The sequence below is a fragment of the Polymorphospora sp. NPDC050346 genome (assembly GCF_040655695.1).
Taxonomy (GTDB): Bacteria; Actinomycetota; Actinomycetes; order Mycobacteriales; family Micromonosporaceae; genus Polymorphospora; species Polymorphospora lycopeni.
This window is the reverse complement of sequence record NZ_JBFAKM010000020.1, coordinates 84,999-110,828: the sequence shown is the minus strand read 5'-3', so window position 1 is coordinate 110,828 and position 25,830 is coordinate 84,999. Positions and strand designations below refer to the sequence as shown.

Sequence of the window (25,830 nt, the reverse complement as noted above, 5' to 3'; positions counted from 1 at the left end):
CCGATCAGTGGAGGTATGGCCACCCGGCCGCGTCGTAGCCGATCCGGTTGATACCGAGCAGGGACACGCCGTTGTCGGCGTAGTAGTGGTAGAAGAGGTGGTCGCCGTCGGTGTCGGCGAGCACCGCCTGGTGGCCGGGGCCGTGGACGCTGCCGTGGGAGGCCAGGATCTGGGTGCCGCCACCGGCGAGCATGTCGCGTCCGGTGCGGTCGAGGAACGGTCCGGTCAGGTTGGCGGAGCGGCCGACCATCACCCGGTAGGTGCTGCTCGCGCCCTGGCAGCAACGGTCGAACGACACATACAGGTAGTACCAGGCGCCCCGCCGGACCAGGACCGGTGCCTCGATGCCGGGCCCGTGGTTCGCCAGGCTGTACATCGTCGTGCCGAGCCGCCGCCCGGTGGCGGGGTCGAGCGGGATCAGCTTGATCCCCGACCAGTACGACCCGAAACTCAACCACCACCGGCCCTGGTCGTCGACGGTGAGGTTGGGATCGATCGCGTTGAAGTTGTCCGAGGTGCGGGTCTCGATGACCAGGCCCTCGTTGGTCCAGCTTCCCGAGGCTCCGGTGGTGCTGGTGGCGAGGAAGATGGCCGACCGGTTCGAGCCGAAGGTGGATGCCGAGTAGTACAGGTGGTAGCGGCCATTGTGGAACGACAGGTCCGGCGCCCACAGGTTCCGGGAACCGCCGGTGTAGGCGGTGGTCCACGGTGCGCCGCCGGGGAAGACCGCGCCGGCGTTGCGGTATGTGACCCGGTCGGTGGAGGTCTTCAGGGCGATGTTGTTCCCGGTGTGCGCGAGCAGGTAGCCACCCTCGGGGCGCTTGACCACGGTCGGGTCGTGCACCCCGATGTCGCCGGTCACCCTTGCCGGCTGCGGATAGGACCCGGGCGGGGTGGTGGGGGAGCCGCCTCCGAGGCGGACCAGCTGCCATTGCTGGTTCGTCCCGTCGAGGTTCTGGTATCCGGCCAGCATGCCGCCGTCAGCCGTGGACCACTGCCATACGTCGATGACCTTGCCGCTGTGTCGGTTGACGAAGCGTACGTATCCGCCCGCGGAGTCCTGCAGCCGGAACTGTTGGGTCGTCGCCCCGGTGTCGGTGTTCTGGACCAGTCGGGTGCCGTCGGCCGTCCCCGGCAGGTCCAGGACCTTGCCGCTGTGTCGTGATCGGATCTTGTGATAGCCGCTTCCGGCGTCGACGAACTGCCACTGTTGGACGGTCAGGTCGTTGCGGGTCCACTGGTTGACCGGGGCCCCGTCGGCGGTGGACCACTCGAAGACGTCCATGGCCTTGCCGCTGTGCCGGTTCACCAGCATGTAGGTGGCGCCGGTGTCCACCACCGCCGCCCGCGCCGGAGGCGCCAGCAGCACACCCGCGGCTACCACTACCGCCACCGTCGCGGCCAACGCCGCCCGCTGATCGCGCGACCGCGACACCATGCCTGAGAGGCTCACAAGTCTGTCTCCGTTCATCCTGGGCAGCGCGGACCGGCCCGGCTCCGCGCGCCGTGGCGGCGCGGGCAGGCAGGGTCGGCGCTTCGGGCGACGTGTCGTCGCCGTGTTTCCGGCTGTCGAAACAGGTGCGGTGAGCTGCCCAGACTTCGCCCACCCCGGTCGCGATAGACCGATGTTGTCGCTAACATCGATCGATGTCAAGGTGACCCCAGGGTGTCACCCCGCGTCTTCACGGCGGGCAGATGTGGCGACGGCCCGTGGCAGCCCCCTCGTCGGGTGCCGCCACGGGCCGCGTGCGGGCGTCGGATCAGCCGGCGTTCGCCGTGCTTGCCGACGCGTTGTACAGGCTGTCGCCCTGGTAGCGGGCGGTCACCGGCTGGTCGAGGCCGCCGCTGACCGTGCCCTTGAACTGGGCGACCCCGTTACGGACCGGCGCGGAGCCGAGGTACGTGTCGCCGGCGTAGAAGTCGACCTTGCCGGACGGCGCGCGGTCACTGATCGTCACCGAGGCGACCTCGGCGGTCGCGGTGACCTTGGTACGGTGCGAGTTGCCGGCCGGGTTGCTGTCGACGTCCAGGCTCGTGGTGGTGGTACGGAACGCCACGGTACGCAGGTAGTCGTTGAGCATCTGCCGCCAGATGTCCCAGACGTGCACACCGTCGACGTTGTGCTCGGTGACCTCGATGCCGGCCGCCCGCCAGGCCTCGGTGCGGGCGACCGAGTTCGGGGCGATGTTCGCCAGCCAGTCCTGCAGGCCGGTGCCGACGTGGATGCCGCCGGGCACCGCCTTCAGCCGGTCGACCTGCTCCCGCGTCGGCGTCACCGCGCCGCCGGCCGCACCCCAGGCGGCGTGGTAGCCGACCAGGTCGGTGTTGTCGTAGAGGAGCGTGAGGGCGCGGGCGCCGCCCGCCGAGAGTCCACCGAAGGCGCGGTCGACGGCGCGGGTGGAGACGTTGTAGTTCTGCTCGATGAAGGGGATGACGTTGTCACGCAGCTCGTCGACGTAGCCCTGGTTGCCGTTCGGCAGGCCGTTGAAGTCGGTGGAGACGATGACCATCTGCTGGGCCGCGCCGTCCCGTACGGCGTTCTCCAGGATCTGGTGGGCCACGCCCTCGACGGTCCAGTCGGTGGCGTTACCGCCGCCGCCGTGGCTGAGGTACAGCGTCGGGTACGGGGTCGAGCGCTTCGCGTCGTAGCCGTGCGGCAGGTAGACGACGACGTCGTGCTTGCCCGCCGGGCTGGTCGACAGCGGGGAGTCGTACCAGCGCTGCTCCAGCTTGCCCGCCTTGTTGGCGGCGACCGGAGCCTGGTAGTCGTTGTCGTAGCTGGGGAAACGCTTGCTGCTCGGGACGTAGACGCGGCTGAGCAGTGCGCCGGTGGCCTCGTCGTGGGGCAGCACCTCGAGCGGGTTGGCCGGGTCGGGGTGCAGGGTGCAGCCGCTGGCGGTGGGGCTGCTGCAGTCGTGGGTGAACGCGTACCGGAAGGTGCCGGAGGGCAGCGGCGTGGTGAACGTCCACACCCCGTCCGCGCCCTTCTCCATCGGCAGGGTGCGCCACGGGTCGGCCACGATGTCACCCGGCTGCCACTGGGCGCCGGGCCGGGCGTCACCGCAACCCTGGCACGTGACGCTCTCCGCCTTGGAGAACCACCACTCGCCGTAGATCTGGACCGACTCGACGCCGGCCGGGGCCTGGTACCTGAAGGTGACCGAGTTGCCGGTCGGCGCCTGGTTGGTGTTGACGACCTTCGGCCCGAGGTTCGAGGCCGGTGCCGCGGTCGCGGCGGGGGCGGCGAGGGCGCCGGCGGCGGCCGTCAGGCCGGCGGCGAGCGACACGGTCAGTCCTCGCCGGAGCCGGCGTGCCGGCGCTGATTGTGGGTGTGTAACGGGCATGTGCCTTCCCTTCATCGGCTGGTCGACCGAAGCGTTCGGGGGATGCCGCTCCGGGGACCGGTGGTGGACGTGGCGAGGTGACGGTTCGCCCCGGCCGCGGGTGAGCCCGTCCACATCGTTCGGTGTGGGCGTGGGCGGCCATGGCCGTCGGACCCGTCGCGGTGCGCGGTCGCGTCGGGTCGTCGGGCGTCGTCCACCTGGTGGTTGGCATGATCGTCACACAAAGGTGTTACCTTTGTAAATAGAAAGGTAACACCTTTGAGAAGGCTGGGGCCGGTCGCCGGATCGGGCCGCGGCGGGCGCCCGCTAACCTCTTCGCAGGACGGAGTGATCGGGGATCCCTTGATGGCCGAGGCGAGTCACGACGCGGCGCGGGCCGCCGCGCCGGTGATGCACGGCGCTGTGCTCGATGCCCTCGGGCTGGAAATCACCGGCGGGCAGCACGCCCCCGGTACGGCACTCACCCTGGAACATCTGCAACAGCGCTTCGGCGTCTCGCGCACCGTGATGCGGGAGGTGATGCGCATCCTCGAATCGCTGAACCTGGTCGCATCCCGCCGCCGCGTCGGCCTGGTGGTGCAGCCGATGCACCGGTGGCGGGTGCTCGACCCACGGGTCATCCGCTGGCGTCTCGACGGCCCCGGCCGCGCCGACCAGCTACGTACCCTCACCGACCTGCGGGTGGCCGTCGAGCCGCTCGCCGCCGCGGGCGCCGCCCGGCACGCCACCGCCGACGTGCGCGAGCGGCTGTGCACGTTGGCCACACGGATGCGGCAACTCGGCGAGGCGGGCGAACTCGACGCGTTCCTGGCCGCCGATGTCGAGTTCCACGCGCTGCTGCTGCAGGCGTGCCTCAACGAGATGTTCACCGCGCTGACCGGCGTGATCGCCGAGGTGCTCGCCGGACGGACCGAGCACGGCCTGATGCCGAAATGTCCCCGGCCGGTGGCGCTCGACCTGCACGACCGGGTCGCGGACTGCGTTGCGGCCGGCGACGCCTGGGGCGCCGAGACCGCGATGCGCGAGCTGGTCGAAGAGGTGCGCGACGCGATCAGCACCACCCCGAAAGCCGCCGCCGGCTGACCGGTCCGCTTCCTACGGGCTCATCCCAGACGCGGACCGGTCACCAGCCTCACCGGTCTTCGTCGAGCGTCTGCCGCAGGGTCACGGCGAACGCGTCCGGGTCGCCCGCCCAGCCGAACTCCCCGCCGAGGAAACCGCCGTGGTGGCTGGGGAAGACCACCGCCTTCGTGCCGAGCCGGTCGGCGACGGCGAGCCCGCTGCGGTGGGCCATCTCGCCCTCCGACTCGGCCCCGACGCCGACCACGATCCGGGTCGACGCCGCCCGCAGCGCCTCGAAGTCGTGTTCGTGGTGCGTGCAGGTGACAAGGTTCTGCCGGAACATCACGTCGTCACGGGAGCCGTCGTCGTCGGTGGGCAGGCCGAACGCGGCCGGATCGGGCGCCGGCCGGCCGGTGTAGTCGGCCGGGATCTCGCCCCGGAAGCCGCTGAGTGCCATGAACCTCGCCATTCCCGCACCGAAGCCGTCCTGTTCGTAGGCCCGACGGACGTCGGCGATCGCGGCCAGCGCCGGCTCCCGATCCGGCAGCACCTGGGCGGCGGGAGGCTCGTGTGCCACCAGGAGGCGCACCTGCTCCGGGTGCCGGGCCACCAGCACGAGCGCGTTGACGGCGCCGCCGCTGCTGGCGAAGATGTCGACCGGGCCGCCGCCGAGGGCCTCGATCACCCGGTGCAGGTCGTCGGCGTGCTGCTCGGGTGTGGACTCGCCGCCGGCTTCGACGCGGGTGCTGCGTCCGGCCCCGCGCGGGTCGACGGTCACCACCGTACGGTCCCGGAAGTGGGCGGCGAGGCTGGTGAACCCGGTGGCGTCCATCGGGGACCCGATCATCAGCAGCGTCGGTGCCGTGCCCGCGCCGCCCGCGCGGACGTCGTAGTGCAGAGTCGCCCCCGGCACGTCCAGGGTGTGGGTGCTTGCCTCGGTCATGATGCCTTCCCTGTGCGTGGAGGTGCGGCCGATCCGGTGGGACGGTCGGCTCGGCCCGCGACGGGAACCGCAGGACGCGGTCGAGCGATTCGCCGCGAAGCTATCACCCACCACCGACGGAAACGCTCTGTTCGACGGCTTCCACCCCACGGGGCGACCCCGCCCCGGACCGCCAGAGGGCGGGACCGTGGGCGGGATCCCGTGGGTTACGACGAGCCGGCCGGCTGGGGCTGCTTCGCCGCGTCGGGGGAGGTCGTCGGCGGTGTGGTGCAGCGCCGGAACTCGGGCAGCGCGAGCGCGATCAGGGCGGTTCCGGCGACGACCGCCGATCCGCCGATGAAGGCACTGGCGGCGGGGGAGACGAGCGAGGCGACCGCGCCGGCCCGGAAGTTGCCCAGGTGCGGCACGCCGGCGCCGACGACGAACTCGGCCGCGCCGACCCGGCCGCGGTAGTTGTCCGGGGTGGCGAGTTGGACCAGCGCGGTCTGCATGATCACGCTGAGTACGTCGGCCACCCCGGCGACGACGAGCAGGGCGAGCGCCAGCCACAGGTACGTCGTCAGCCCGAAGCAGGCCAGGCTCGCCCCCCACACCGCGGCGGCGACGAGGATGCCCCGACCCGGCCGTCTGATCCGGCCGACCGGCCCGGACAGCAGCGCCCCGATGACGCCACCGACCGCCGGCGCCGCGGTGAGCAGTCCGAGCGTCTGCGGGCTGCCCCCGAAGTGGGCGGCGTTGATCGCCGGGAACAGGGCGAACGGCATGCCGAGCAGGGTGGCGTTGATGTCGGTGAGGAACGCGCCGGCAATCACCCGGCTGCGGCGGATGAAGGTCAGCCCTTCCCCGATGGCGCGCAGGTTCGGTCGCCCGGTCTTGCCCTCCGGCGGCATCGGCGGCAGCCGGAACAGGCCGTCGAACGCGGCCACGAACGTCAGCAGGTGGACGAGGTAGGCGACCGTGATGCCCCACCCGGCGACCAGCGCGCCCGCGACCATCGGGCCGGCGGTGAGGCTGGCGTGCATGGCGAGCATGTTGAGGGCCGCACCGGCGGGGACCAGGCGGGAGTCGAGCAGCCGGGCCAGGAACGTACGCCGGACCGGCCCGCCGACCGCGTTGACCGTCGCTCCGGCCGCCACCAGCAGGTACAACAACCAGAGCTGCTCCAGACCGGCGATCGCCTGCACGACGAGCCCGGCGGCGATGACCGCCTGGGCCACGCAGGCGACGAGCGCCAGCCGCCGGCGGTCCATGCTGTCGGCGATCGCCCCGCCGAGAAGACCGAACAGGATCGCGGGCCCGGCGACGGCGAGGCCGACGGCACCGACCGCGAGCGAGGATTCGGTGAGCGTCCAGACCTGGAACGCGACCGTGAAGCTGGTCATCTGGCCGCCGAAAGCCGACAGCGTCGACCCGATCCACAGCCGACGGAAGGCCGGTGCCTCCCGCAGCGGCGCCAGGTCGATCATGATGCGTCGCCAGGTCATCGACCGTCACCGCCCGTTTTCCGATCGTCGGGCCGTGGCCCGGGGATGTCCGGGAGACATCGTGGCGCTCGGACGGACCGTGATCCACACATTTTCCGCCGCCGGAGCGGGGTGTCGGCCGGCGGTCCGATGTCGACGGTGCCGATCCTGGCGCGGTGGCGTCGACGAAGTGGCGCAGGAGGCACGACTATATTGATAGACTTGCATATATTGCCGGTCCTCGTGTAGTAAGACGGAAAGCACGTCTCGGTGCTGGTTTCCTGGAGAGGAGCGACGATGAACCTTGCCTTACGCCGCCTGCGAACGGCGTCGGTGGCGCTCGCCGCCTGCACGCTCGGGCTGAGTCTGCTGCCGGTATCCGCCGCCGCCGAGGAGTACCCGGCCGCACCTCTTGCGCCGCAGTCACAGCGGGCACCCGAATCGGACCAGTTCTCGGCCGAGGGTGTCACCACGATCGGTGAACTACGCATCGTCGACGGCTCGCTGTCCGCCGCCGGGGACAGCCGGACACAGGTCATCCAGCACCCCGGCGCGACGTACATCAAGGTGCACTTCAGCTCTCTGCAACTCGCTGACGGCGACTACGTCACCGTGTCGAGCCCCGACGGCAAGGAGAGCCACCGGTACGACCGCCACCTGAACCGGGCGACCGGCTCCGACTACACCACCGACGGGCAGCCGGGCTTCTGGGCGATGTCGGTAGAGGGTGACACCGCGGTGGTGACGCTGCACAGCAGCCGCCCCTCCCGCGGCAACGTGGCGACCGTCGACCGGTTCTGGCGCGGCTACGACCGCGCGGAGATCGCCCGGCACAACCCCTCCACGCAGTCCGTGTGCAGCACCGACGCCCGCCGCGACGCGGTCTGCTACCAGAGCAGCCACCCCACCGAATACGCGCGCGGCAGGGCGGTGGCGCGACTGCTGATCAGCGGCGGCGGGCTGTGCACCACCTGGCGGATCGGCAACACCAACCGCATGCTGACCAACAAGCACTGCTTCTCGACGCAGGCCCAGGTCAGCGGCAGCGAAATGCAGTTCAACTACCAGTGCGCCACCTGCGGCGGCGCCAACCCGGGCGCCGGCACCAAGGTGAGCGGCGCCACCCTCTACAAGGTGAGCAGCGGCGGATCGAACCAGCTGGACTACACCCTGTACTCGGTGAACAACTTCGCCAACATCCAGAGCTTCGGCACGCTCTACCTGGCGACGACCGCCACCACCACCGGCACGCGGATCTACATCCCTGGACACGGCGACGGCAGCCCGAAGCGGCTGTCGATCTACGAGGACAGCCAGGGCGGCCCGACGTGCACCGTGCGGAACGCGAACTACAACACCTGGAACATCAGCTACAGCTGTGACACCTCCGGCGGAAACTCCGGCTCGCCGGTGCTGAACGCCAACCACCAGGTCATCGCCCTGCACCACCTCGGCGGTTGCCCGTCGAACCAGGGCGCGAAGGCGCACCTGATCTACAACGAGATCGCCAGCCTGATCGACAACGGCTGACGCCGGCAGGCCGCCACGCCTTCCGTGTCGGCGGGACGCCCCGCCACCCTTGCCGGGGTGGCGGGGCTGTCACCGGCCGGGCTCAGCTCGCCTCGGCCACCTCGTCCCAGAACCCACACTGGTGCGCGGGGATGCTCAGAGGACCGCGCCGGTGACGATCAGCAGACCGAGGACACCCACGACGGCATTCCCGGCCAGCACGGTGACCCGCTGCGCGCCCTGTCCGGCGTGCGTTTTGAGAGTGCTTCCGACGGCGACGAGCAGGATCTGCCAGGCGACGGACGCGAGGCCGACACCGACGATGAACGCCGTGGACGTCGCGCGCGTCTGCGACACGGTGCCGAGCCCGGTGGTGATCGCCGCGAAGTAGACGAGGGTCGCCGGGTTGATCATCGTCAGGGCGAGGAACGCCGTGAACCTCCGCCGCGGACCCGGGGAACGGTCGGGCGCCGCGGGCGCTGCCGTGCTGGAGAGGCCACGAACGAGTCCACGGGCGGCGATGCCGACGAGGGCGAGGCCGCCCACGACAGCGGGCCAGGGCGCGAGCCTGGTGACGACAGGGGCGGTGACCGCTCCGAAGAGGACCGCGACGGTGCAGTAGACGACGTCGGCGGCGGCGACCCCCGCGGCCGCGGTCCAGGCCCGGCGGACGCCGTGCTGGACGCCCTCCTTGAGCAGCAGGACGCCGATGGCACCCAGGGGGACGGCGACGGCGAGGCCGGCGAGGACGCCGCTGAGGAACGCCTTACTGATCTCCATACCCGGCAACGATCGGCCATCCCGCCGAAATCGGCGGAGATTTTCGCGGTGCGACGGCTAGATTCGTGGTGTGGATGCGCTGGACGAGCAGATTCTCGGTATCTTGCGGGCAGACGGCCGCGCATCGTTCACCGCGATCGGTCACGAGGTGGGGCTGAGCACGAATGCCGTCGCGGCCCGGGTCCGCCGCCTGCGAACGGTGGGGGTGATCGCTGGATTCACGGTCGTGCTCGCCGACGCGCAGCCGGATCCGGCAGCGGGGATGGAGGCGTTCATCGACGTACGGCTCCATCAGGACCGGGACTCCGAGGAGTTCCTGACCTGGGTGAGACGTGTCTCGAGCGTGGTGGACGCCGTCCACGTGACCGGTCCCTACGACTACCTGCTGCGCGTCCGGGTGCGGGACATGCCCGCGCTGGACCGGCTGCTACGGGCGCTCAAGCGCGACGGCGGGGTCATGCAGACACAGACGAGGATGGCGCTGCGCTGACGGCAGCCCGTCGAGGAGTTACCGTGAACGAGCCCCGTACCCCCGCCCGGCACAGCGAGATCTTCCGCCTCGACGGCGTCGCCGACCCGTTCCCCGATTACGCCGACCTGCGGCAGCGGGCACCGGTGCACCGGCTCGTCCAGCCCGACGGGGTGGAGACCTGGTTCGTGTGCCGGTACGAGGAGGCACGGGCGGCGCTGACCGACCCCCGGTTGGCCCATCACCTGAGCCACGCCCGTCCGGCCCTCGAGTCCGCCGGTATCGAACTGACCGAGGAGCGGATCGAGTTCGGCGCCGCACACCTGCTGCACAGCGATCCGCCGGACCACACGCGACTGCGCGGCGTGGTGAAACGCGCCTTCACCCCCGCGGCCATCGAGCGGCTGCGCCCCCGCGTCCAGCAGATCACGGACGATCTCCTCGACGGCATCGCCGGCCGGGCCGGCGCCGATCTCGTGGAAGCGCTGGCCCACCCGCTGCCGGTCCTGGTCATCTGCGAACTGCTCGGGGTGCCGGTGGCCGACCGGGACAGGTTCCGGGTCTGGGCGGAGGCGGCACTGACCCCGTCGTACATCGAGAACCGGCCGATGACCAGGGCCGCGGGCGACGCGGCACTGCGCGAATACCTCACCGAACTGGTCGAGCGAACCCGCCGCGACGCGACCGTGGACGACGCCTCCTTCGACGACCGTCCCGACGTTCTCCGGACGTTGATCACCGCCCGGGACGAGCACGGCCTGCTCGCCGAGCGCGAGGTCGTCGCGATGCTCTACCTGCTGCTGGTCGCCGGCTTCGAAAGCACCACCAACTTCCTCGGCAACACGATTCTGCGCCTGCTCCTGGAGCGGGTCAGCCTGGACCGTCTCCGTGACGATCCGGCACTGCTGCACGCCGCAGTCGAGGAGTCGCTGCGACTGGACGGACCGGTCCAGCGCAGCACGCTGCGGACAGCCGTCCAGGATCTGACCATCGGCGGGGTGGCCGTACCCGAGGGGAGCATCGTCAGTATCGGTCTGGCCTCGGCCAACCGGGACCGGACCCGCTTCGCCGACGCGGACGCCTTCCACCCCGACCGGTCCGACCAGGCACATCTGGCGTTCGGTCACGGCCGGCACTTCTGCCTCGGCGCACCGCTGGCCAGACTGGAGGGCGAGATCGTGCTCAGCTCACTGCTGCGCCGCTACACCACCATCCGCCTGGCCGTCCGACCGGAAGAACTCAAATGGCGACGTACGTTCCTCCGGGGGCTCACCGCACTGCCCGTCGTGTTCCCGGCGGATTGACGGGCACGGCACCCGCGTTCGCTCGCCACCGCGCCGGCTTTCGTCGTTTCCGTACAAGACCGCCACGGTGGGCGCCGCCTAACCTACCGTCAGTGCTGCACCACGTCAGGTCGGTGTGGGGCAGTGGTTGATCGCCATCTACCCGGCGACCCGGTCGCCGGTTGCGAGGAGTACAGCCATGCGTGATCTGGTCTATACCGCGTTCGTCTCGCTCGACGGTGTCGTGGACTCCCCGGGCGGTGGGCCGGGCGAGGAACACCGCAGCGGAGGCTGGGTGATGAAGGACATCGAATTCCTGCCCGAGGCGTTCTCGCTCAAGGGCGAGGAGTTGGAGGAGACCACGGCACTGATGTTCGGCCGCCGAAGCTACGAGGCGTTCGCACCGATCTGGCGTGACTCGGACGACCACCTCGCCTACAAGGAACTGCCCAAGTTCGTGGTTTCGACCACGCTGCCCGAGGACGCCCTCGTCGAGGGATGGGGCCGGACGACGATTCTGCGCTCGCTCGATGACGTCGCCGAACTCAAGCGGAGCGACGGCGGCGCGATCTTCATTCACGGAAGCGCGGAACTCGCCCGCCGACTGTCGGAGGCGAACCTCATCGACCGGTACCACCTCCTCGTCTTCCCCGTGCTGCTCGGATCCGGCAAAAGCCTGTTCAGCAGGTCGGACCGGGACAAGCAGCTGCTGACCCTTCGGTCGTCCGCCGCCTATCCCAACGGCGTCACGAAGCTCATCTACGACGTCGTCGGATGATCCAGATTTAGGGCGATCGCACCACCGGTGCCCGTACGCAGATGCCGGGCCGTACGCCCGACGTACCGGCGTAGCGCACGGGCCAGGTGGGGCTCGTCGAAGTATCCGAGCCTGACGACGACATCGGCGACCGGGACGCCGGCGGCCAGGATCGCCGCCGCCCGGCGTGCGCGTTCGATCTGTCGCACGGCGCCCCGGGTGAGCCCGGTCGCCGCCCGGAACCGGCGTTCGACCGTGCGCCCCGAGACCGCTGGGCGGTGGGCCCGGCGGACCTCGGCGACGAGTGGGTCACGAACCACCGCCCCGGAGCGGACCAGACGATCCACCAAGGTCTCGGCGTCGTCGGCGTGGGGCGTCTCCCAGCGGACGCCGTCGAGCCGAAAGGTCCTGCGCGTGACCTCCGGAAGTTCGACGCCGCCGTCGACCAGGGCCGCCGTGGGCACGGCCCGCAGCGACGTGCCCACCGCGAACTCGATGCCGACGAACGTCGCGCCCTCCGGCACCGGTGCGGCGCCGGCACCGGTCTGCGGGCCGGAAATGCCGGCGTACGCCCTGCCCTCGTGCTCCCAGAACACCAGGCCCCAGCACACCGTCGCAACGGAGGTCATCTCCGCGACCCGCTCGCTCGTACAGGTCCACACGGTGTCCACCCACGGGGAATCGGATGCGCGGGTGCCGAACCGTAGTCCCATGAGGGCAGGATGCCAGGCCACGGTTGGCCGCCCGACCGCCTGGCCCACCCGTCATCGGCCGGGTACGGTGCCGCCGCTGAGGCCAGTGAGCGCTCACATCGGGTCGGCGGCGCGGTGCGCGTCCGGGCGAGTTGTTCAGGGGTGAGATTGTGCCCCCGTGTTCGCGTGGGGTCGATGGTTGATGATCCCGTTCCTGCTGCTGGAGCCCTTGATGTGGTGGGAGCGCTAACGTAATATCGCTTTGCTTCGATGTCTGATGTCGGCGGGTGTCAAGGTCGCCGCGGGTGGATGGCGCCGTCTGCGACAAACCTGTGATCGCTAACATCATCGGCCGAATCGGTATCGACACACGGGGGTTGCCTGCCCTGGGCCGGCTGGCGACTCGATCCGGGCATCGTCCGTCCGCCGCGCATGCAAAGCCGCTCCAGTCGACCGGGAGCGGACGCCGGCGGTATCGCACCCCTTACCCAAGGAGAAACATGAACGAGGACGGTGTGGTCGTGTCTTCGCCTCGTCGCCGGAGGTGGTTGGCCGTGACGGCTGTGGCGGCGTTGGCTACCGGCGGTGTCGCGGTGGTGGCCGGTGCGCCGGTCGCGTCCGCTGCCACGGTGGACACCGGTGCGTGGTACGTGCTGGTGAACCGTAACAGCGGCAAGGCGTTGGACGTCTACAACCTGGCGACCAACGACGGTGCCCGGATCACCCAGTGGGCGCGTAACGACGGCGCGTGGCAGCAGTGGCAGTTCGTTGATGCCGGTGGCGGGTACTACCGGTTGAGGTCCCGTCACTCGGGCAAGGTCCTGGACGTCTACAACTGGTCGACCGCCGACGGTGCGGCGATCGTGCAGTGGAGCGACGGCAACGGTGCCAACCAGCAGTTCCGGCTGGCAGACTCCGCCGGCGGCTATGTCCGGTTGGTCAACCGGCACAGCAACAAGGTCATCGAGGTGCAGGGCGCCTCGACCGCGGACGGCGGAAACGTCGTCCAGTACGCCGACTGGGGTGGCAACAACCAGCAGTGGCAACTGGTTCGCGTCGACGGGGGCGCTCCACCGACCAGCCCACCACCGGGCGGCGCCCTGCCGTCGTCGCTGAGATGGAGTTCCAGCGGAATCCTCGCCGGACCCAAACCCGACTCGAGCCATCCGGACGTGGTGGCGATCAAGGACTACACGGTGGTCCGGCACAACAACGCCTGGCAGGTGTACGCGACAACGGCGAGCCCCTCACAGGGCTGGAACCTCGTGCACTTCGCCTTCTCCGACTGGCCGCAGGCGGCCGCTGCCGTCCACACCTACCTCGACACCGCGACCCCGATCGGGCGCGGCTACCGGGCGGCGCCGCACATCTTCTACTTCGCCCCGCAGAACCTGTGGTACATGGTCTACCAGACCGGCGTGCCCACCTACTCGACCAGCACCGATCCGAGCAACCCGCGGTCGTGGACGACGCCGCGCAACTTCATGAACAGCGAGCCGGCGATCGTGACCCAGAACAAGGGCAACGGGGCGTGGCTCGACTTCTGGATGATCTGCGACACCGCCAACTGCTATCTGTTCTCCAGCGACGACAACGGCAACATCTACCGGTCGCAGACGACGCTGGCGAACTTCCCGAACGGCTTCGGTAACACCCAGTTCGCGCTCCGCGACGCCAACCGGAACAACCTGTTCGAGGGCACCGCCGTCTACAAGGTCGGCGGCAGCAGCCAGTACCTGCTGTTGCAGGAAGCCATCGGCTCGGACGGGCGCCGCTGGTACCGGTCCTTCACCTCGAACAACCTCGCCGGCCAGTGGACACCACACCTGGCCACCGAGTCGGCCCCGTTCGCCCGTTCCAACAACGTGACGTTCGCCGGCACCGCCTGGTCACGCGACTTCAGCCACGGTGAACTCCTGCGATCCGGAAACGACCAGACCGTGCCCATCAACCCCTGCCGGCTCCAGTTCCTCTACCAGGGCATCGATCCCAACGCCCGGGGCGACTACATCGCCCTGCCATGGCGCATGGGCCTGCTCACCCAGACCAACTCCACCTGTTGACCCAGCGGACACGTGACGCCCTGGCGCTTCCCCGACGGCGAAGCGCCAGGGCGATCGCCGAGCACATGACAAGTGTCGACTGCCCGTCACGTTGCTCGAGGATGAGTGAACCATGGCCGACGGCCGCCGCCAGGCGCATTCGGTGTTGGCGACGTGGAAAGGCGCCCGGCCGCGCGGTGTGCCGGCCGATCCTAGTGTTGGAGATCGGTCCGGCTCTGTCGCACCTCGTCCTGGAGATGGTGGGCCGCCGTCGTGCTCTGGTCGCGTACCGTCGAGGCGCCGCGTGTCGCCGCGCCCTTGACCGCGTCGGCTGCCTGCTGCGCGGGCTGACGCAGGTTCTCCTGCATCTGGTGCGCCATCCCGCCGACCTGCTGTTTGACCTCGTCCGCGTGCTCCGAAGCCTTCCGCTTCGCCTGGCCGGCCACATGCTGTTCCTGGTGGCTGGGTGGGATGAGCGCCGAGACGAGCAGCCCGACGCCGAAGGCGATAAGGCCGGCGGCCAGCGGGCTGCCCTCCGTGCGATGCAAAGCCTCCGCCGGGGCCCGTCGAGCCTGGCCGGCGGCCGAGGACGCGGCATGGGACGCCTGGTGGGCCAGGTTGGAGGCGAAGTCGGACGTGTCGTGCGCCGCCTCGCCCGCCATGCCCGACGCCTGGTGCGCCGCACCGGAGACCCGGTGGGCGGCGTCCTGTGCCACGCCCGAGGCGCGCTGTGTCGCCGCGGAGGCCCGGTGACCGGCAGAGTCCTGGGCGTGGTCGGCGGTGCCCATCACCTTCTCCCTGATCATGGCGAGCCGGCCGCGTGCGCGGTGCACCGGTTCCGCCGCCACCCGTTTCGGGTTCACCTTGTAGGTGAGCGCGTCGACATCGCTGCTCAGTTCGTTCCTGGTGGTTTCGATGTCCCGGCGAATACGGTCCGGATCATTGGACATGTCGATCCCTCTCTGCTGGTCAGCGGCCCCTGACCGCGTCCGGTATCTCCCGGGCGGTCTGCTTCGTGCGCGGCAGGGTGTGCATCTTCCTCATCCGGCCGCGGGCTCTGCTGTACAGGACGCTTCCGATCAGCGCCCAGATCACCGCGACGATCAGCGCCGCCCACCCCTGGTCCATGACGTTGGAAAGGCCCCACCACAGCGCGCAGGACAGGAAGAACAGGGTCAGCAGTCCCGCCAATGCCGCGCCGCCGAACATCGCACCGACCGTGCCGGCGGAACGTACCTCTTCGCGGAGCTCGGCCTTGGCCAGGTCGGCCTCCTGCCGCAGCAACATCGAGAAGTCCCGGCTGACCTCACCGATCAGCTCGCCGACCGATGCTTCGGAGCGTTCGGCGGTGTGGCTGGAACCCTGGCGAGCCGAGTCGCTCATCAACCCGCCTCCCCGCCGGTGACGCCGGTGGTCGTCGCCGCGCCGCCGGTCACCCGCGGTCGCGCGTGCGGGCCCTCGGTTCGCTGCCCGACGGGCGGTTGGTGGTCCGGGGAAGGTTGCTGCCCGGCGCCGTCGTCACCGGAGGTGAGTGCCCGACCGAACCGGCCGACGATCAACCCCGCTACCGTGGCGCCGGCGAGAAAGACGCCGGGATGCCGTCGCGCGTAGTCGCGTACCTCCTGGACCAGGGCACCGGGCTCACGGTCCTCCAGCCAACCCGCAGCCTGGTTGACGGCGTCGGCTCCCCGGCGCACCACCTCGCTGGCCACGCCGTCCTGCCCGCTGCTGTTCGCCATCGACTCGAGCTGCGTCCCGAGCGCCCGGAGCCCTCCCGCGGCCCGCTTCTGCTGCTGTTCCGCCTGCTCCCGCATCTGTTCGGTGGCTTCCCGGGCGAGGTTGCGGGTCTGCCGTCGGGTCTCGGCGACAACCTGCCCGCCCTGGCCCGCCGCCTGCTGGGCGACCTCCCGCCCGGTGTGTGCCGCCTCATGGCCGACCTGGGTGGCCTCGTCCTGGGCCTGGTGGTATTTCTGGGTCGCCGGACCGGGCGGCGATCCCGAGCCACTTCGCGTCGTCATCCAAACTCCTCCATGTCGAGTACGTTCAGGCGTCGCCGCGGCGACGGCAGCGTCTACCCGAACGCACCGGAGGCATTCACCCGGTGAGGAGCCGGAATCGGGCACGACCGACAGGACGGGACAGGAGATGCCCGTAAAGCGGTACGAGGGCCGGCACTCCCTCGGACTTGCGTAGCGCTTCCGCGGGCCTCACCGGTGTTTCGCAGCGCTCTGACCAGGGCATATCCGCCGCCAGGAGACTTGCTGTCCGGCCCGTGACGTCACGGCGGGACGAAGAAGGTGAGCAGCATGACACGTTCGGTGCCGGCGAAGGAGCCGGTGTTACCAGGTGGACCACGCTCCGGCGGTCACCGTCGCGGTCCGGTGGACGGCGGCCCGCCGTTCCGCAAGCCCCGCTGGTCGAAGGCCTACGCCTTCGGAATCGTCACCGGGGCGATGTTCCTGTTCGCATGGGCCGGCCAGTTCGTCTTCCAGTTGATGGCCGAGACCAGCCAGGCGGAGCAGCACGGCCAGTCGTTCGCCTGGGGTGACTTCCTGGCGCAGTTCCTGGCATCCACCTTCGAGAACTGGCAGTCCGAGTTCCTGCAACTGGTCTGGCAGGCTGCCGGCCTCGCCATCTTCTACTACTGGGGCTCGTCGCAGTCGCGGGAGTCCGACGAACGAATCGAGGCCAAACTCGACGCGTTGCTGCGAGACCGGAACATCGACCCGGCTCGACCTTGACCACACCTCGCGGCACGCTGGTACACCCGGTTGTTCCGATAAGTTGCGGCCCGTCCCCATAGGACGGGCAGGGACGGGCCGCCCGGCGAAAGGGTGGACCGGAAGGACGGTCAGATGTTGAAGCCGCCATCGACGTTGACGGTCGCCCCGGTGATGTAACGGCCGTCCGGGCTGGCGAGGAACGCCACCGTGGCGGCCACGTCGGCCGGCCTCGCGTAGTGGCCGAGGGCGGTGAAGCCGTTGATCGCATCGGCGTTGGGGCCGTCGGCCGGGTTCAGTTCGGTGTCGGTGGCACCGGGATTCACCAGATTCACGGTGATCGCCCTGCCTCCGAGTTCGCGTCCGAGCGCCTTGGTCAGGCCGATCAGCGCGGCCTTGCTCATCGCGTACAGCGAGAAGCCGGGGAAGACCACCCGCTCGGCCATGTTGCTGCCGATATTGATGATCCGCCCACCGGCCCTCATGTGGCGCACCGCTGCCTGTGCGGCGACGAACGGGGCCCGGACATTGACCGCGACAGTCCGCTCGAACTCTTCCAGGCTCAGTTGTTCGAGTGGCCCGAGCAGGAACGCCCCGGCGTTGTTGACCAGGATGTCCAGCCGGCCCAGCTCACCGGCGGCCCGATCGACCGCGGCAACCACCGCCACCGGGTCGGCACTGTCCGCCCGTACGGCGACCGCCCGCCGCCCCGTCGCCTTGATCTGTTCCACCACGTCGTCGGCGCGCTGCTGGTTCCGCTGGAACGTGAACGCCACATCGGCGCCCTCCTGAGCCAGACGCATCGCCACCGCGGCGCCAATGCCACGACCACCACCGGTGACCAGCGCCACCTTGCCGTCAAGTACGTCGTTCATGACGGAAAGCCTGCTCGACAAGCGCCGGAGGATCTGGCGGTAATCGGACGACGCATTCGCCACCGGCCACCGCGGCCCGCGAGCCCGGCAGCAAGCACCGACCGCGACCGAACGTACGGCGAGGAACCGCTCGAGGGCGACGGCGCGAGTTTGTCAGGGTTCGAGTGCGTGGCCGGTCGTCGCATCGACGTGATCGGGAATCCGGTCGTGGCGGTCTCCGACACTCGGCGTCCCGGCGGGCTCGAACAGGAGGATCGCGGTGCTGACGGGAGCGTACGGCTTGTGCTCCGTGCCGCGCGCAACGGTGAAGACCGAGCCCTGGGGGAGCCGGACGGTGCGCTCTCCGGTCGGCTCGCGCAGGGAGATGTGCAGTTCGCCCTCGAGCACCAGGAAGAACTCGTCGGTGTCGTCGTGAACATGCCAGAGATGCTCGCCCTCGACCTTGGCGATGCGTACGTCGTAGTCATTGACACGGGTGACAATGCGGGGACTCCACAGCGCGTCGAAGGAGGCCAGAGCCTTGCGCAGGTCGATGGGTTCGTTGCTCACGGAGGAATCCTCGCCGGTTGGGTGCCATCCACGTAAGTGCTAGGAATTGCAGATGCCGCAACATTCCTCGCACGTCGTCCCTACAGCGGACCCGCACCGCGTCGTCGTGATCGTGGACGAGAACTCGAACCCCTTCGAACTCGGCTGCGCGACCGAGGTCTTCGGCCTGCGTCGGCCTGAGATCGGCCGCCAACTGTACGACTTCCGCCTCTGCTCGCCCGAGCCGAACACCCTGATGCGCGACGCCTTCTTCACCCTTACGGGAGTCACCGGTCTGGAAGCGGCCGACCGCGCGGACACTTTGATCGTTCCCAACCGGCCGGACGTCGACGTGCCCCGTCGCCCGGCCGTGCTGGACGCCCTGAGGCGGGCACACGCACGCGGCGCGCGACTTGTCGGCTTCTGCAGCGGGGCTTTCACTCTCGCCGAAGCCGGGATCCTCGACGGTCGCCGGGCCACCGCCCACTGGCAGTGGGCGGACTCGTTCCGGGCCCGCTTTCCCGGCGTCCACCTCGAAGAGGATGTGCTGTTCGTTGACGACGGTGACGTCCTCACCGCCGCCGGCAGCGCCGCCGCACTCGACCTCGGGCTGCACATCGTCCGCCGCGATCACGGTGCCGAGATCGCCAACTCGGTGAGCCGACGGCTGGTCTTCGCGGCACATCGAGACGGTGGGCAACGACAGTTCATCAAGCGTCCCATGCCGGACATCCCGAACGAGTCCCTCGCCCCCGTTCTGGCCTGGGCGCAGGAGCGGCTCGACGCGCCGCTTTCGGTGTCCGACCTCGCGGCCTACGCCTCGGTGAGCCCGGCCACCCTGCACCGGCGCTTCCGGGCACAACTGGGCACGACGCCGCTGGCGTGGCTGACCCGCGAACGCCTCTCGCTGGCAGCCCGACTGATCGAGCGAGGTGAGTCACGCTTCGAGATCGTCGCGCGGCATAGCGGCCTGGGCACCGCCGCCAACCTACGTGCCCTGCTGCGCCGCGAGACGGGGCTCGCCCCATCGGCGTACCGGCGCCGCTTCGGCCCCGGGCCGGCCGACGACCCGCGGAACGCGGGCTCGGTGCCCTGAACCTGTTGCCCTGCCTCGGTGTGGTCGCCGGAGCTGTCCTGGCCATGGCGGTCGCTCCCTACCGCAACTCGCACCGCAAGCGTCTCCTGCGGGAGCGGGCGGCCGCCCAGGGCTACGGGTACGGCCCGCTCCGGTAGCGGTCATGCGGGTGTCACCGCTCGTCCGGGAACGTCGCGGCCGTGCGAGGCGACAGCGGACGGCGCCGAGACCGGCGCCGCCGCCTCAGTTCGGCACCGGCTCGGGCTCCCCACCCCGGCTGATCTTCAGGGTCAGCACGTCGGTGCGGACCGTGATGTGCCCGTGGAAGAGAGCCGCGCCGCTCGCGCCGTAGCCGATCTGGGTCGCGGTGACCAGCGGATGCCCGACCGCCACGTCGAGCCGGGTGGTGGCCTCCTCGTCGGCGAGCACGGCGGCGAGTTCGATCTCCGCCCGCCGCACCGGCATGCCGGTGGCGCTGGCCAGGAACTCGAACATGTCCAGGTCGATGCTGACCAGTCCGGACGGGTCGAGGTCGCGGCCGTCGAAGCGCAGCGGCAGGTGGTCGCGGATCCAGGCCGCCGCGACGCCGTCCACGGCGAAGAGCCGGTCGACCCGCCACACCAGCGAGTCGGGTTCCACCCCGAGCACCTTGGCGCAGTCAGCCGGGCATTTCGCCCGGCTGACCGCCGCGTCCTGGAGGGTCGGCCGGTGGCCGGAGGCGGTGATCCGGTCGCGCAGGGCGGTGACGTCACCGATCGACACCGGCACCCGCTCGCCGCCGCCGTGCACGAAGGTGCCGATGCCCCAGGTGCGGGTCACCACGCCCTCGACGGCGAGCCGGCCCAGCGCCTCACGTACGGTGGCCCGGCTGACCTCCAGCCGGTCGGCCAGGTCCCGTTCGTTGGGCAGCTTGTCGCCCGACCGGAACTCGCTGCTGATCAGTTGCCGTAGCCGACCGTGTGCGGTCTGTAGCGCGGTTTCGCGCCGAGCCATCCGCCCTCACCTCATCGCTTCCGCCGCCGTCAGCGGCGTACGGAGTGTAGTTCGTCGGTGCCCGATCGGCCGATCGGCCGGAAGGGCATTACCAGACCTGCTCGAGCACCCGGATCGTGTTCCCGCCGATGACCTTGGCGATCTCGTCGTCCGAGTAGCCGTGCTTGACCAGCCAGCCGACGATGTTCCCGAACGCCTCGCCCGGGTTCTCCAGCCCGGACACGTACTCCACCCGGGGGTGCTCGGGCCGGTTGCCGGCGTCGTGGGCGTAGTTGCCGGCGTACGTGTTGTGCACCCCGACGTGGTCACCGAACATCGTGTCCGGACCGAACGTGACGTGGTCGATGCCGACCAGGTCGACGCAGTACTGGAAGTGGTCCATCACCGACTCGATCGAGTGGTGCTTGTGCGTCTCGGAGAGGGTGGTGTGCGGAGCGGCCTCGATGCCGATGACGCCACCGCGTTCGGCGCAGGCGCGGATCACCTCGTCCGGCTTCATCCGGGAGGTGTTCCAGACCGAGCGGGCGCCGGCGTGGGTGATGAACACCGGTACCCGGCTGGCCTCGATCACGTCCAGCGAGGTCTGGTCGCCGGAGTGCGAGATGTCGATGGCGATGCCGAGCTTGTTCATCCGGTCCACCGCGCGCCGGCCGAAGTGGGTCAGCCCACCGTCGTGCCGCTCGGAGAGACCACCGCCGAGCATGTTCGCCTGGCTGTACGCGATCCCGAGCTGGCGGACACCGAAGCCGTAGAGGATGTCGATGCGGTCCAGCTCGTTCTCGATCGGGCTGCAGCACTCCAGCCCGGCGACCAGGGCCAGCCGGCCGTCCTGCTTGGCGGCGCGGATGTCGGCCAGTGACGTGGCCAGGAAGACGTGGTCCTGCTTGTAGAGGTCACTCATCCGCATCCCGAGGGCGTAGATGAGGTCGTTCCACTTCCAGCCGTTCTCACTGGTCACACAGGAGGCGCCGGCCATGAAGTTGTCGAAGACCGCGGTCAGGCCGGAGCGGGCGAGCCCTTCGTAGCCGGTGCGCTGGCGCGCGGTGCGGTTGTAGGTCCGCAGCTCGCGGACGTCCTCGGGCAGGATCACCGGGTGCTCGTGCAGGGAGATCGCGGTGTGCTCGGTGAGCAGCCGGGTGACCCGCGCACGCTGGTCGCCGGTCAGGCCGAGGTCGTGCTCCGGTACCCGGCCGACCTCCTTGGCCAGGTCGAACACCCGGTAGTCCGAGTGCGGCTCCAGGTACGAGTACGACCGGTGGCCCTTGTAGCGGGCAGCGGGTTCTTGCAGCAAGGCACCTTCTCCTTTTGGGACGGATCGCCGGGCGCTATGCGGCCAGCGGGTAGTGGCAGGCGACCGGGTGTTCACCGGCGGCCAGCGGCGGTTCGGACGTGGCGCAGGTATCGGTCGCCTGCCAGCAGCGGGTCCGGAACCGGCAGCCCGACGGCGGGTTGACCGGGCTGGGCGGGTCACCGGCGAGCAGGATCCGCTTGCGCTCCCGGCGGCCGGCCGGATCGGGCACCGGTACGGCGGACAGCAGCGCGCTCGTGTACGGGTGCCGCGGCGACTCGTAGAGGCTCTGCTCAGGGCCGGTCTCCACCAGCTTGCCGAGGTACATCACGGCGACGCGGTCGGAGATGTGCCGCACCACGGACAGGTCGTGGGCGATGAAGACGTACGCCACGCCGAGCTCGTCCTGGAGCCGCTCCAGCAGGTTGACCACCTGCGCCTGGACCGAAACGTCCAGCGCGGAGACCGGCTCGTCGCAGACGATCACGTCGGGGTTCAGCGCGAGCGCCCGGGCGATGCCGATGCGCTGACGCTGCCCGCCGGAGAACTGGTGCGGGTAGCGGTCCAGGTGCAGGCCGGGGTCGAGGCCGACCAGTTCGAGCAGTTCCTTGATCCGCTCGATTCGGCGCTTGCGGTCCAGCACGTCCGGGTGGATCTCGAAGGGCTGGAGCAGGATCTCCCGGATGGTGCGGCGCGGGTTCAGCGAGGTGTACGGGTCCTGCAACACGATCTGGATCCGTCGGCGCAGCGCCCGCAGTTCCCGTCCCTTGGCCCGGTGCACCACCGACTCGCCGAAACGCACCGCGCCGGAGGTCGGTTGTTCGAGGCCGACCAGCATGCGGGCCAGGGTGGTCTTGCCGCAGCCCGACTCGCCCACCACGCCGAGCGTCTCGCCCCGGCGCAGGTCGAACGAGACCCCGTCGACGGCCTTGACCACGCCACCGGAGGTGAACGGGATCCGTCCCTTGAGCGGGAAGTGCTTGACCAGGTTCTCGACCCGTAGCACCACGTCATCGTTGGGTGGCACCGAGCACCTCCTCGTAATGGTGGCAGGCGCTGCTCCGGTTGGCCGGAACGGCCCGCAGCGGCGGCAGGGTCACCAGGCATTCGTCGGTGGCCCGGGGACAACGCAGGTGGAACGGGCAGCCGGCGGGGAGCCGGGCCGGGTTGGGCGGGGCGCCCGGGATCGCGTAGAGCTGCTCGTCGCGCCGGTCCACCCGGGGCATCGAGGCGAGCAGCCCTTCGGTGTACGGGTGCGCCGGACCGGCGAAGATCTGCTCGACCGTGCCCCGCTCGACGATCCGGCCGGCGTACATCACCGCCACGTCGTCGGCGACCTCGGCCACCACCCCGAGGTCGTGGGTGATCAGCAGCAGACCCATCCCGCTGTCCCGCTGGATCTCCGCGAGCAGTTCCATCACCTGGGCCTGCACGGTCACGTCCAGGGCGGTGGTGGGCTCGTCGGCGATCAGCAGGTCCGGTTCCAGCGAGATCGCCAGCGCGATCATGATGCGCTGGCGCATACCGCCGGAGAACTGGTGCGGGTAGTCGCGGATCCGGTCCTTGGCGGCCGGGATCCGGACCCGGTCGACGAGTTCGATCGCGCGGCGGCGGGCGTCGGCCTTGGACATGCCCCGACGGACCCGGAGCACCTCCGTGATCTGGTCCCCGACGGTGAAGACCGGATTGAGCGCGGCCATCGCGTCCTGGAACACCATGCCGATCTCTTCGCCGCTGACCCGGTCGCGCTGCTTACGCGGCAGGGTCAGCAGCTCCCGGCCGCGTAGCTGAACCGAACCCGTGATCTTCGCCGGTGGGACGTCGAGGATGCCCATCACCGCCTGCGCGGTGACGCTCTTGCCGGAGCCGGACTCGCCGAGGATGGCCAGGGTCTGCCCGGAGTCGACCTGGAGCGACACCCCGTTGACCGCGTTCACCGGCCCGGACGGGCCGGGGAACGCGACCTGCAGGTCGGCGATCTCCAGCAGTGTCATCGCAGCACCCCGGCTCTGCCGAGGAAGTCCCGCACGACCCGCTGGAACTTCTCCGGCTCCTCCAACTGCGGCGAGTGGCCGGACTTCTCGAAGACCACCAGCTCACCGTTGGGGACCAGGTCCGCGATCACCTGTGAGGCCTCGACCGGGGTACGCCAGTCGTGCCGACCCACGGTGACCAGGGTCGGGCAGGTGATCGACGGCAACTTCGGCTTGAGGTCGTACCTGGGCATGTTCTGCCCGAAGGCCGCGTTGTGGGTCCGGTAGTGGAAGCGGGTGGCGGCCAGCCGCGCCTCGTCCTTGGCCGGGTCGTGCTGGTGGTCGTACAGCGGCAGGATGGCCCGCCAGTAGTCCCGCAACTGCTCGTTGCTCTCGAACCGGCCGGTGCCGATCCGGTCGATGACCCACTCCGGAATCACCGAACGGTCGGTGTTGCGGGCCCGCTCGACCGCGAGGTGGTCGTGTGCGGTGTCCGCCGCGGTGTCCCGCAGCACCAGCGCGGAGACCCGGTCCGGGTGGGCGATCGCGTACTCCAGGGCGATGAACCCGCCGTACGACCCGCCGGCCATGACGATCTTCTCGTAGCCGAAGTGCTCCCGGATCGCGTCCACGTCGGCCACCCACTGCTCGTGGGTGAACGGCTCGTCGTCGCTGGACTCGCCGGATCCGCGGGCGTCGAAGACGATGACCCGCATCCGGTCGGAGAACGGACCGAAGGAGCGCTTCGGCTCGCTGCGCGAGCCCAGGCCGGGCGCGCCGTGGTGCACGATCATCGCCGGCGCGTCGGTCGGGCCGAAGGCCTCGACGACCAGTTCCGCTCCGTTGATTTTCATCGGACCCCCTCGATGACGTTGGATGCCAGGTCGCGTGGGTAGCCGGTGAGCCGGCGCGGGCCGGTCTCCTCCACCAGGACCGTGTCGGAAATGCGGTAGCCGGCGTGGCCGGGAACGTAGACACCGGGCTCGCTGGAGAGCAGCATCCCGGGGGCGAGCACGGTGTCGTCGCCGTCCTCGACCCACGGCGCCTCGTGGTTCTGCAGCCCGATGCCGTGCCCCTGCCGGTGCCGGATGTAGTCGCCCAGTCCCTGCTCCCGCAGCACGTCCAGGCAGATCTTGTTCACCTCGGCGCAGGTACGGCCGGCGGTCATCGCCCGGGTACCGATCTCCTGCGCCTGCCGGTCGGCCTCGTAGTAGCGCACCTGCTCGGCGGTGGGCTCACCGATGATGAAGGTGCGTTCGCTCTCCACGAACCGGCTGGCCACCGCGGCGCCGAGGGAGAGGATCAGCGTGTCGCCAGGCTGGATCCGCCGACGCGTCGGCAGGCCGTGCGGCAGCGCCGAGTTCGGGCCGGCGTAGACCAGCCCGCCGGCCAGCTTGGTGGTGTAGACGACCATGTCGTACTCGGCGTACATCCGGTCGGTGCCGTAGCCGATCACGTGTCGGGCGATCTCGTCCTCGCGGGGGAGTGGCCCGCCGCTGGCCAGTGCCTCCTCGATCAGCGCCCGGCCGGCACCGAGCATCTCGTCGCAGATCCGGGCGGCGGCCTCGTGGAACGGGATCTCCTCGGGGAACTTGCGCAGCCGCAACTTCGCCACCGCGTCGGTGGTCTCCAGAGTCGCCCCGGCGATGGCCCGCGACAGCGCCTTGAACGCGCCGACCGACACCCCGGCACCCACCCCGATCCGGCGGACCGGGCCGCCGGGACGGGACAGTGCCGAGGCGAGGGTCTGCTCGGCGGTGACCACGCCCGGGAACTCGAAGTAGCTGACCGTCGGGATGGTCACGCCCTGCTGGGCGGCGTATTCCTCGTCGAGGCGGGGGATGACCAGCAGCGGATCTCCCTCGCGCGGCATCCAGAGGTAGACCGGTCGCTCGGTGGCGATGTAGAAGAAGCCGCTGAGGAAGGCGACGTCCGCCGGGGACGTGGCCAGGAAACCGTCCAGGCCGCGCTCGTCGAGCGCCTCGCCGAGTCGGCTCCGGACGCTGGTGTAGAAACTTTCGGGCAGTCGCATGG

Annotated in this window: 26 protein-coding genes; 9 read left to right on the top strand and 17 right to left on the bottom strand. The window is 70.1% G+C overall.

Annotated features, from left to right (window positions below; translation table 11 throughout):
• Positions 1-4: 4 nt before the first annotated feature.
• Positions 5-1,384, bottom strand: coding sequence for an RICIN domain-containing protein (locus tag AB0I42_RS21265; RefSeq protein ID WP_357539278.1), 1,380 nt, complete (start codon positions 1,382-1,384; stop codon positions 5-7).
• 376 nt (positions 1,385-1,760) lie between these two features.
• Complete coding sequence (locus AB0I42_RS21260) at positions 1,761-3,287, bottom strand: alpha/beta hydrolase-fold protein (protein ID WP_357539277.1); 1,527 nt, start codon at positions 3,285-3,287, stop codon at positions 1,761-1,763.
• A gap of 402 nt (positions 3,288-3,689) precedes the next feature.
• Here AB0I42_RS21260 and AB0I42_RS21255 point away from each other — a divergent pair, with 402 nt between their 5' ends.
• A complete protein-coding gene (locus AB0I42_RS21255) occupies positions 3,690-4,427 on the top strand; it encodes an FCD domain-containing protein (RefSeq protein ID WP_357539276.1) in 738 nt (245 codons plus the stop codon).
• 49 nt (positions 4,428-4,476) lie between these two features.
• Here the strand turns inward: AB0I42_RS21255 and AB0I42_RS21250 are convergent, their stop codons facing one another.
• On the bottom strand, positions 4,477-5,349 hold the full coding sequence (locus tag AB0I42_RS21250) for an alpha/beta hydrolase (protein WP_357539275.1): 873 nt from the start codon (positions 5,347-5,349) through the stop codon (positions 4,477-4,479).
• 206 nt (positions 5,350-5,555) lie between these two features.
• The gene (locus AB0I42_RS21245) at positions 5,556-6,833 is read right to left on the bottom strand and encodes an MFS transporter (RefSeq protein WP_357539274.1); all 1,278 of its coding nucleotides are present in this window, start codon (positions 6,831-6,833) and stop codon (positions 5,556-5,558) included.
• Between the two features lie 276 nt (positions 6,834-7,109).
• Here AB0I42_RS21245 and AB0I42_RS21240 point away from each other — a divergent pair, with 276 nt between their 5' ends.
• Entirely contained in the window at positions 7,110-8,342 is a 1,233-nt protein-coding gene (locus AB0I42_RS21240; protein ID WP_357539273.1) for a trypsin-like peptidase domain-containing protein, read from the top strand.
• Positions 8,343-8,477: 135 nt separating this feature from the next.
• On the opposite strand, the gene AB0I42_RS21235 is transcribed toward AB0I42_RS21240, so the two are convergent.
• A complete protein-coding gene (locus tag AB0I42_RS21235) occupies positions 8,478-9,101 on the bottom strand; it encodes a LysE family transporter (RefSeq protein WP_357539272.1) in 624 nt (207 codons plus the stop codon).
• 70 nt (positions 9,102-9,171) lie between these two features.
• Between AB0I42_RS21235 and AB0I42_RS21230 the strand changes: the two genes are divergently transcribed.
• The 3 genes from AB0I42_RS21230 to AB0I42_RS21220 all read left to right on the top strand — a co-directional run bounded on the left by AB0I42_RS21230 (position 9,172) and on the right by AB0I42_RS21220 (position 11,631).
• Complete coding sequence (locus AB0I42_RS21230) at positions 9,172-9,591, top strand: Lrp/AsnC family transcriptional regulator (RefSeq protein ID WP_357539271.1); 420 nt, start codon at positions 9,172-9,174, stop codon at positions 9,589-9,591.
• A gap of 23 nt (positions 9,592-9,614) precedes the next feature.
• A complete protein-coding gene (locus AB0I42_RS21225; RefSeq protein ID WP_357539270.1) occupies positions 9,615-10,874 on the top strand; it encodes a cytochrome P450 in 1,260 nt (419 codons plus the stop codon).
• A gap of 178 nt (positions 10,875-11,052) precedes the next feature.
• The gene (locus AB0I42_RS21220) at positions 11,053-11,631 is read left to right on the top strand and encodes a dihydrofolate reductase family protein (protein ID WP_357539269.1); all 579 of its coding nucleotides are present in this window, start codon (positions 11,053-11,055) and stop codon (positions 11,629-11,631) included.
• On the opposite strand, the gene AB0I42_RS21215 is transcribed toward AB0I42_RS21220, so the two are convergent.
• On the bottom strand, positions 11,613-12,323 hold the full coding sequence (locus AB0I42_RS21215) for a helix-turn-helix domain-containing protein (RefSeq protein ID WP_357539268.1): 711 nt from the start codon (positions 12,321-12,323) through the stop codon (positions 11,613-11,615). The two genes, AB0I42_RS21220 and AB0I42_RS21215, sit on opposite strands and share 19 nt — an antisense overlap.
• A gap of 479 nt (positions 12,324-12,802) precedes the next feature.
• Here AB0I42_RS21215 and AB0I42_RS21210 point away from each other — a divergent pair, with 479 nt between their 5' ends.
• A complete protein-coding gene (locus AB0I42_RS21210; protein ID WP_357539267.1) occupies positions 12,803-14,365 on the top strand; it encodes a non-reducing end alpha-L-arabinofuranosidase family hydrolase in 1,563 nt (520 codons plus the stop codon).
• 191 nt (positions 14,366-14,556) lie between these two features.
• Here AB0I42_RS21210 and AB0I42_RS21205 read toward each other — a convergent pair whose 3' ends face one another.
• The 3 genes from AB0I42_RS21205 to AB0I42_RS21195 are packed head-to-tail and all read right to left on the bottom strand — an operon-like array spanning position 14,557 to position 16,362.
• Positions 14,557-15,294 (bottom strand): DUF3618 domain-containing protein, encoded by a 738-nt coding sequence (locus tag AB0I42_RS21205; protein ID WP_357539266.1) that lies wholly within the window; start codon positions 15,292-15,294, stop codon positions 14,557-14,559.
• Positions 15,295-15,313: 19 nt separating this feature from the next.
• A complete protein-coding gene (locus AB0I42_RS21200; RefSeq protein WP_357539265.1) occupies positions 15,314-15,727 on the bottom strand; it encodes a phage holin family protein in 414 nt (137 codons plus the stop codon).
• Positions 15,727-16,362: a hypothetical protein gene (locus AB0I42_RS21195; RefSeq protein ID WP_357539264.1), complete on the bottom strand. Its 636-nt coding sequence runs from the start codon at positions 16,360-16,362 to the stop codon at positions 15,727-15,729. Before AB0I42_RS21195 ends, AB0I42_RS21200 begins: the two co-directional genes overlap by 1 nt.
• 288 nt (positions 16,363-16,650) lie before the next feature.
• On the opposite strand from AB0I42_RS21195, the gene AB0I42_RS21190 reads away from it, so the two are divergent.
• Positions 16,651-17,085: a DUF6766 family protein gene (locus tag AB0I42_RS21190; RefSeq protein ID WP_357539263.1), complete on the top strand. Its 435-nt coding sequence runs from the start codon at positions 16,651-16,653 to the stop codon at positions 17,083-17,085.
• Positions 17,086-17,195: 110 nt separating this feature from the next.
• Here AB0I42_RS21190 and AB0I42_RS21185 read toward each other — a convergent pair whose 3' ends face one another.
• On the bottom strand, positions 17,196-17,939 hold the full coding sequence (locus tag AB0I42_RS21185; protein WP_357539310.1) for an SDR family oxidoreductase: 744 nt from the start codon (positions 17,937-17,939) through the stop codon (positions 17,196-17,198).
• 153 nt (positions 17,940-18,092) lie between these two features.
• A complete protein-coding gene (locus AB0I42_RS21180) occupies positions 18,093-18,488 on the bottom strand; it encodes a cupin domain-containing protein (protein ID WP_357539262.1) in 396 nt (131 codons plus the stop codon).
• A gap of 52 nt (positions 18,489-18,540) precedes the next feature.
• On the opposite strand from AB0I42_RS21180, the gene AB0I42_RS21175 reads away from it, so the two are divergent.
• A complete protein-coding gene (locus AB0I42_RS21175) occupies positions 18,541-19,563 on the top strand; it encodes a helix-turn-helix domain-containing protein (protein ID WP_357539261.1) in 1,023 nt (340 codons plus the stop codon).
• Between the two features lie 5 nt (positions 19,564-19,568).
• Positions 19,569-19,700 carry a hypothetical protein gene (locus tag AB0I42_RS21170; protein ID WP_357539260.1) on the top strand — a complete coding sequence of 44 codons (132 nt, stop codon included), beginning with the start codon at positions 19,569-19,571 and terminating at the stop codon, positions 19,698-19,700.
• Positions 19,701-19,785: 85 nt separating this feature from the next.
• On the opposite strand, the gene AB0I42_RS21165 is transcribed toward AB0I42_RS21170, so the two are convergent.
• From AB0I42_RS21165 to AB0I42_RS21140, 6 genes are all read right to left on the bottom strand, one after another.
• Positions 19,786-20,535, bottom strand: coding sequence for a GntR family transcriptional regulator (locus AB0I42_RS21165; protein WP_357539259.1), 750 nt, complete (start codon positions 20,533-20,535; stop codon positions 19,786-19,788).
• Positions 20,536-20,623: 88 nt separating this feature from the next.
• Complete coding sequence (locus AB0I42_RS21160) at positions 20,624-21,826, bottom strand: membrane dipeptidase (RefSeq protein WP_357539258.1); 1,203 nt, start codon at positions 21,824-21,826, stop codon at positions 20,624-20,626.
• A 34-nt stretch (positions 21,827-21,860) separates the two neighbouring features.
• Positions 21,861-22,850 (bottom strand): dipeptide ABC transporter ATP-binding protein, encoded by a 990-nt coding sequence (locus AB0I42_RS21155; RefSeq protein ID WP_357539257.1) that lies wholly within the window; start codon positions 22,848-22,850, stop codon positions 21,861-21,863.
• Entirely contained in the window at positions 22,834-23,817 is a 984-nt protein-coding gene (locus tag AB0I42_RS21150; protein ID WP_357539256.1) for an ABC transporter ATP-binding protein, read from the bottom strand. The genes AB0I42_RS21155 and AB0I42_RS21150 overlap by 17 nt, the downstream gene beginning before the upstream one ends.
• A complete protein-coding gene (locus AB0I42_RS21145) occupies positions 23,814-24,650 on the bottom strand; it encodes an alpha/beta hydrolase (RefSeq protein ID WP_357539255.1) in 837 nt (278 codons plus the stop codon). The genes AB0I42_RS21150 and AB0I42_RS21145 overlap by 4 nt, the downstream gene beginning before the upstream one ends.
• On the bottom strand, positions 24,647-25,828 hold the full coding sequence (locus tag AB0I42_RS21140) for a Xaa-Pro peptidase family protein (RefSeq protein ID WP_357539254.1): 1,182 nt from the start codon (positions 25,826-25,828) through the stop codon (positions 24,647-24,649). The genes AB0I42_RS21145 and AB0I42_RS21140 overlap by 4 nt, the downstream gene beginning before the upstream one ends.
• Positions 25,829-25,830: the final 2 nt, after the last annotated feature.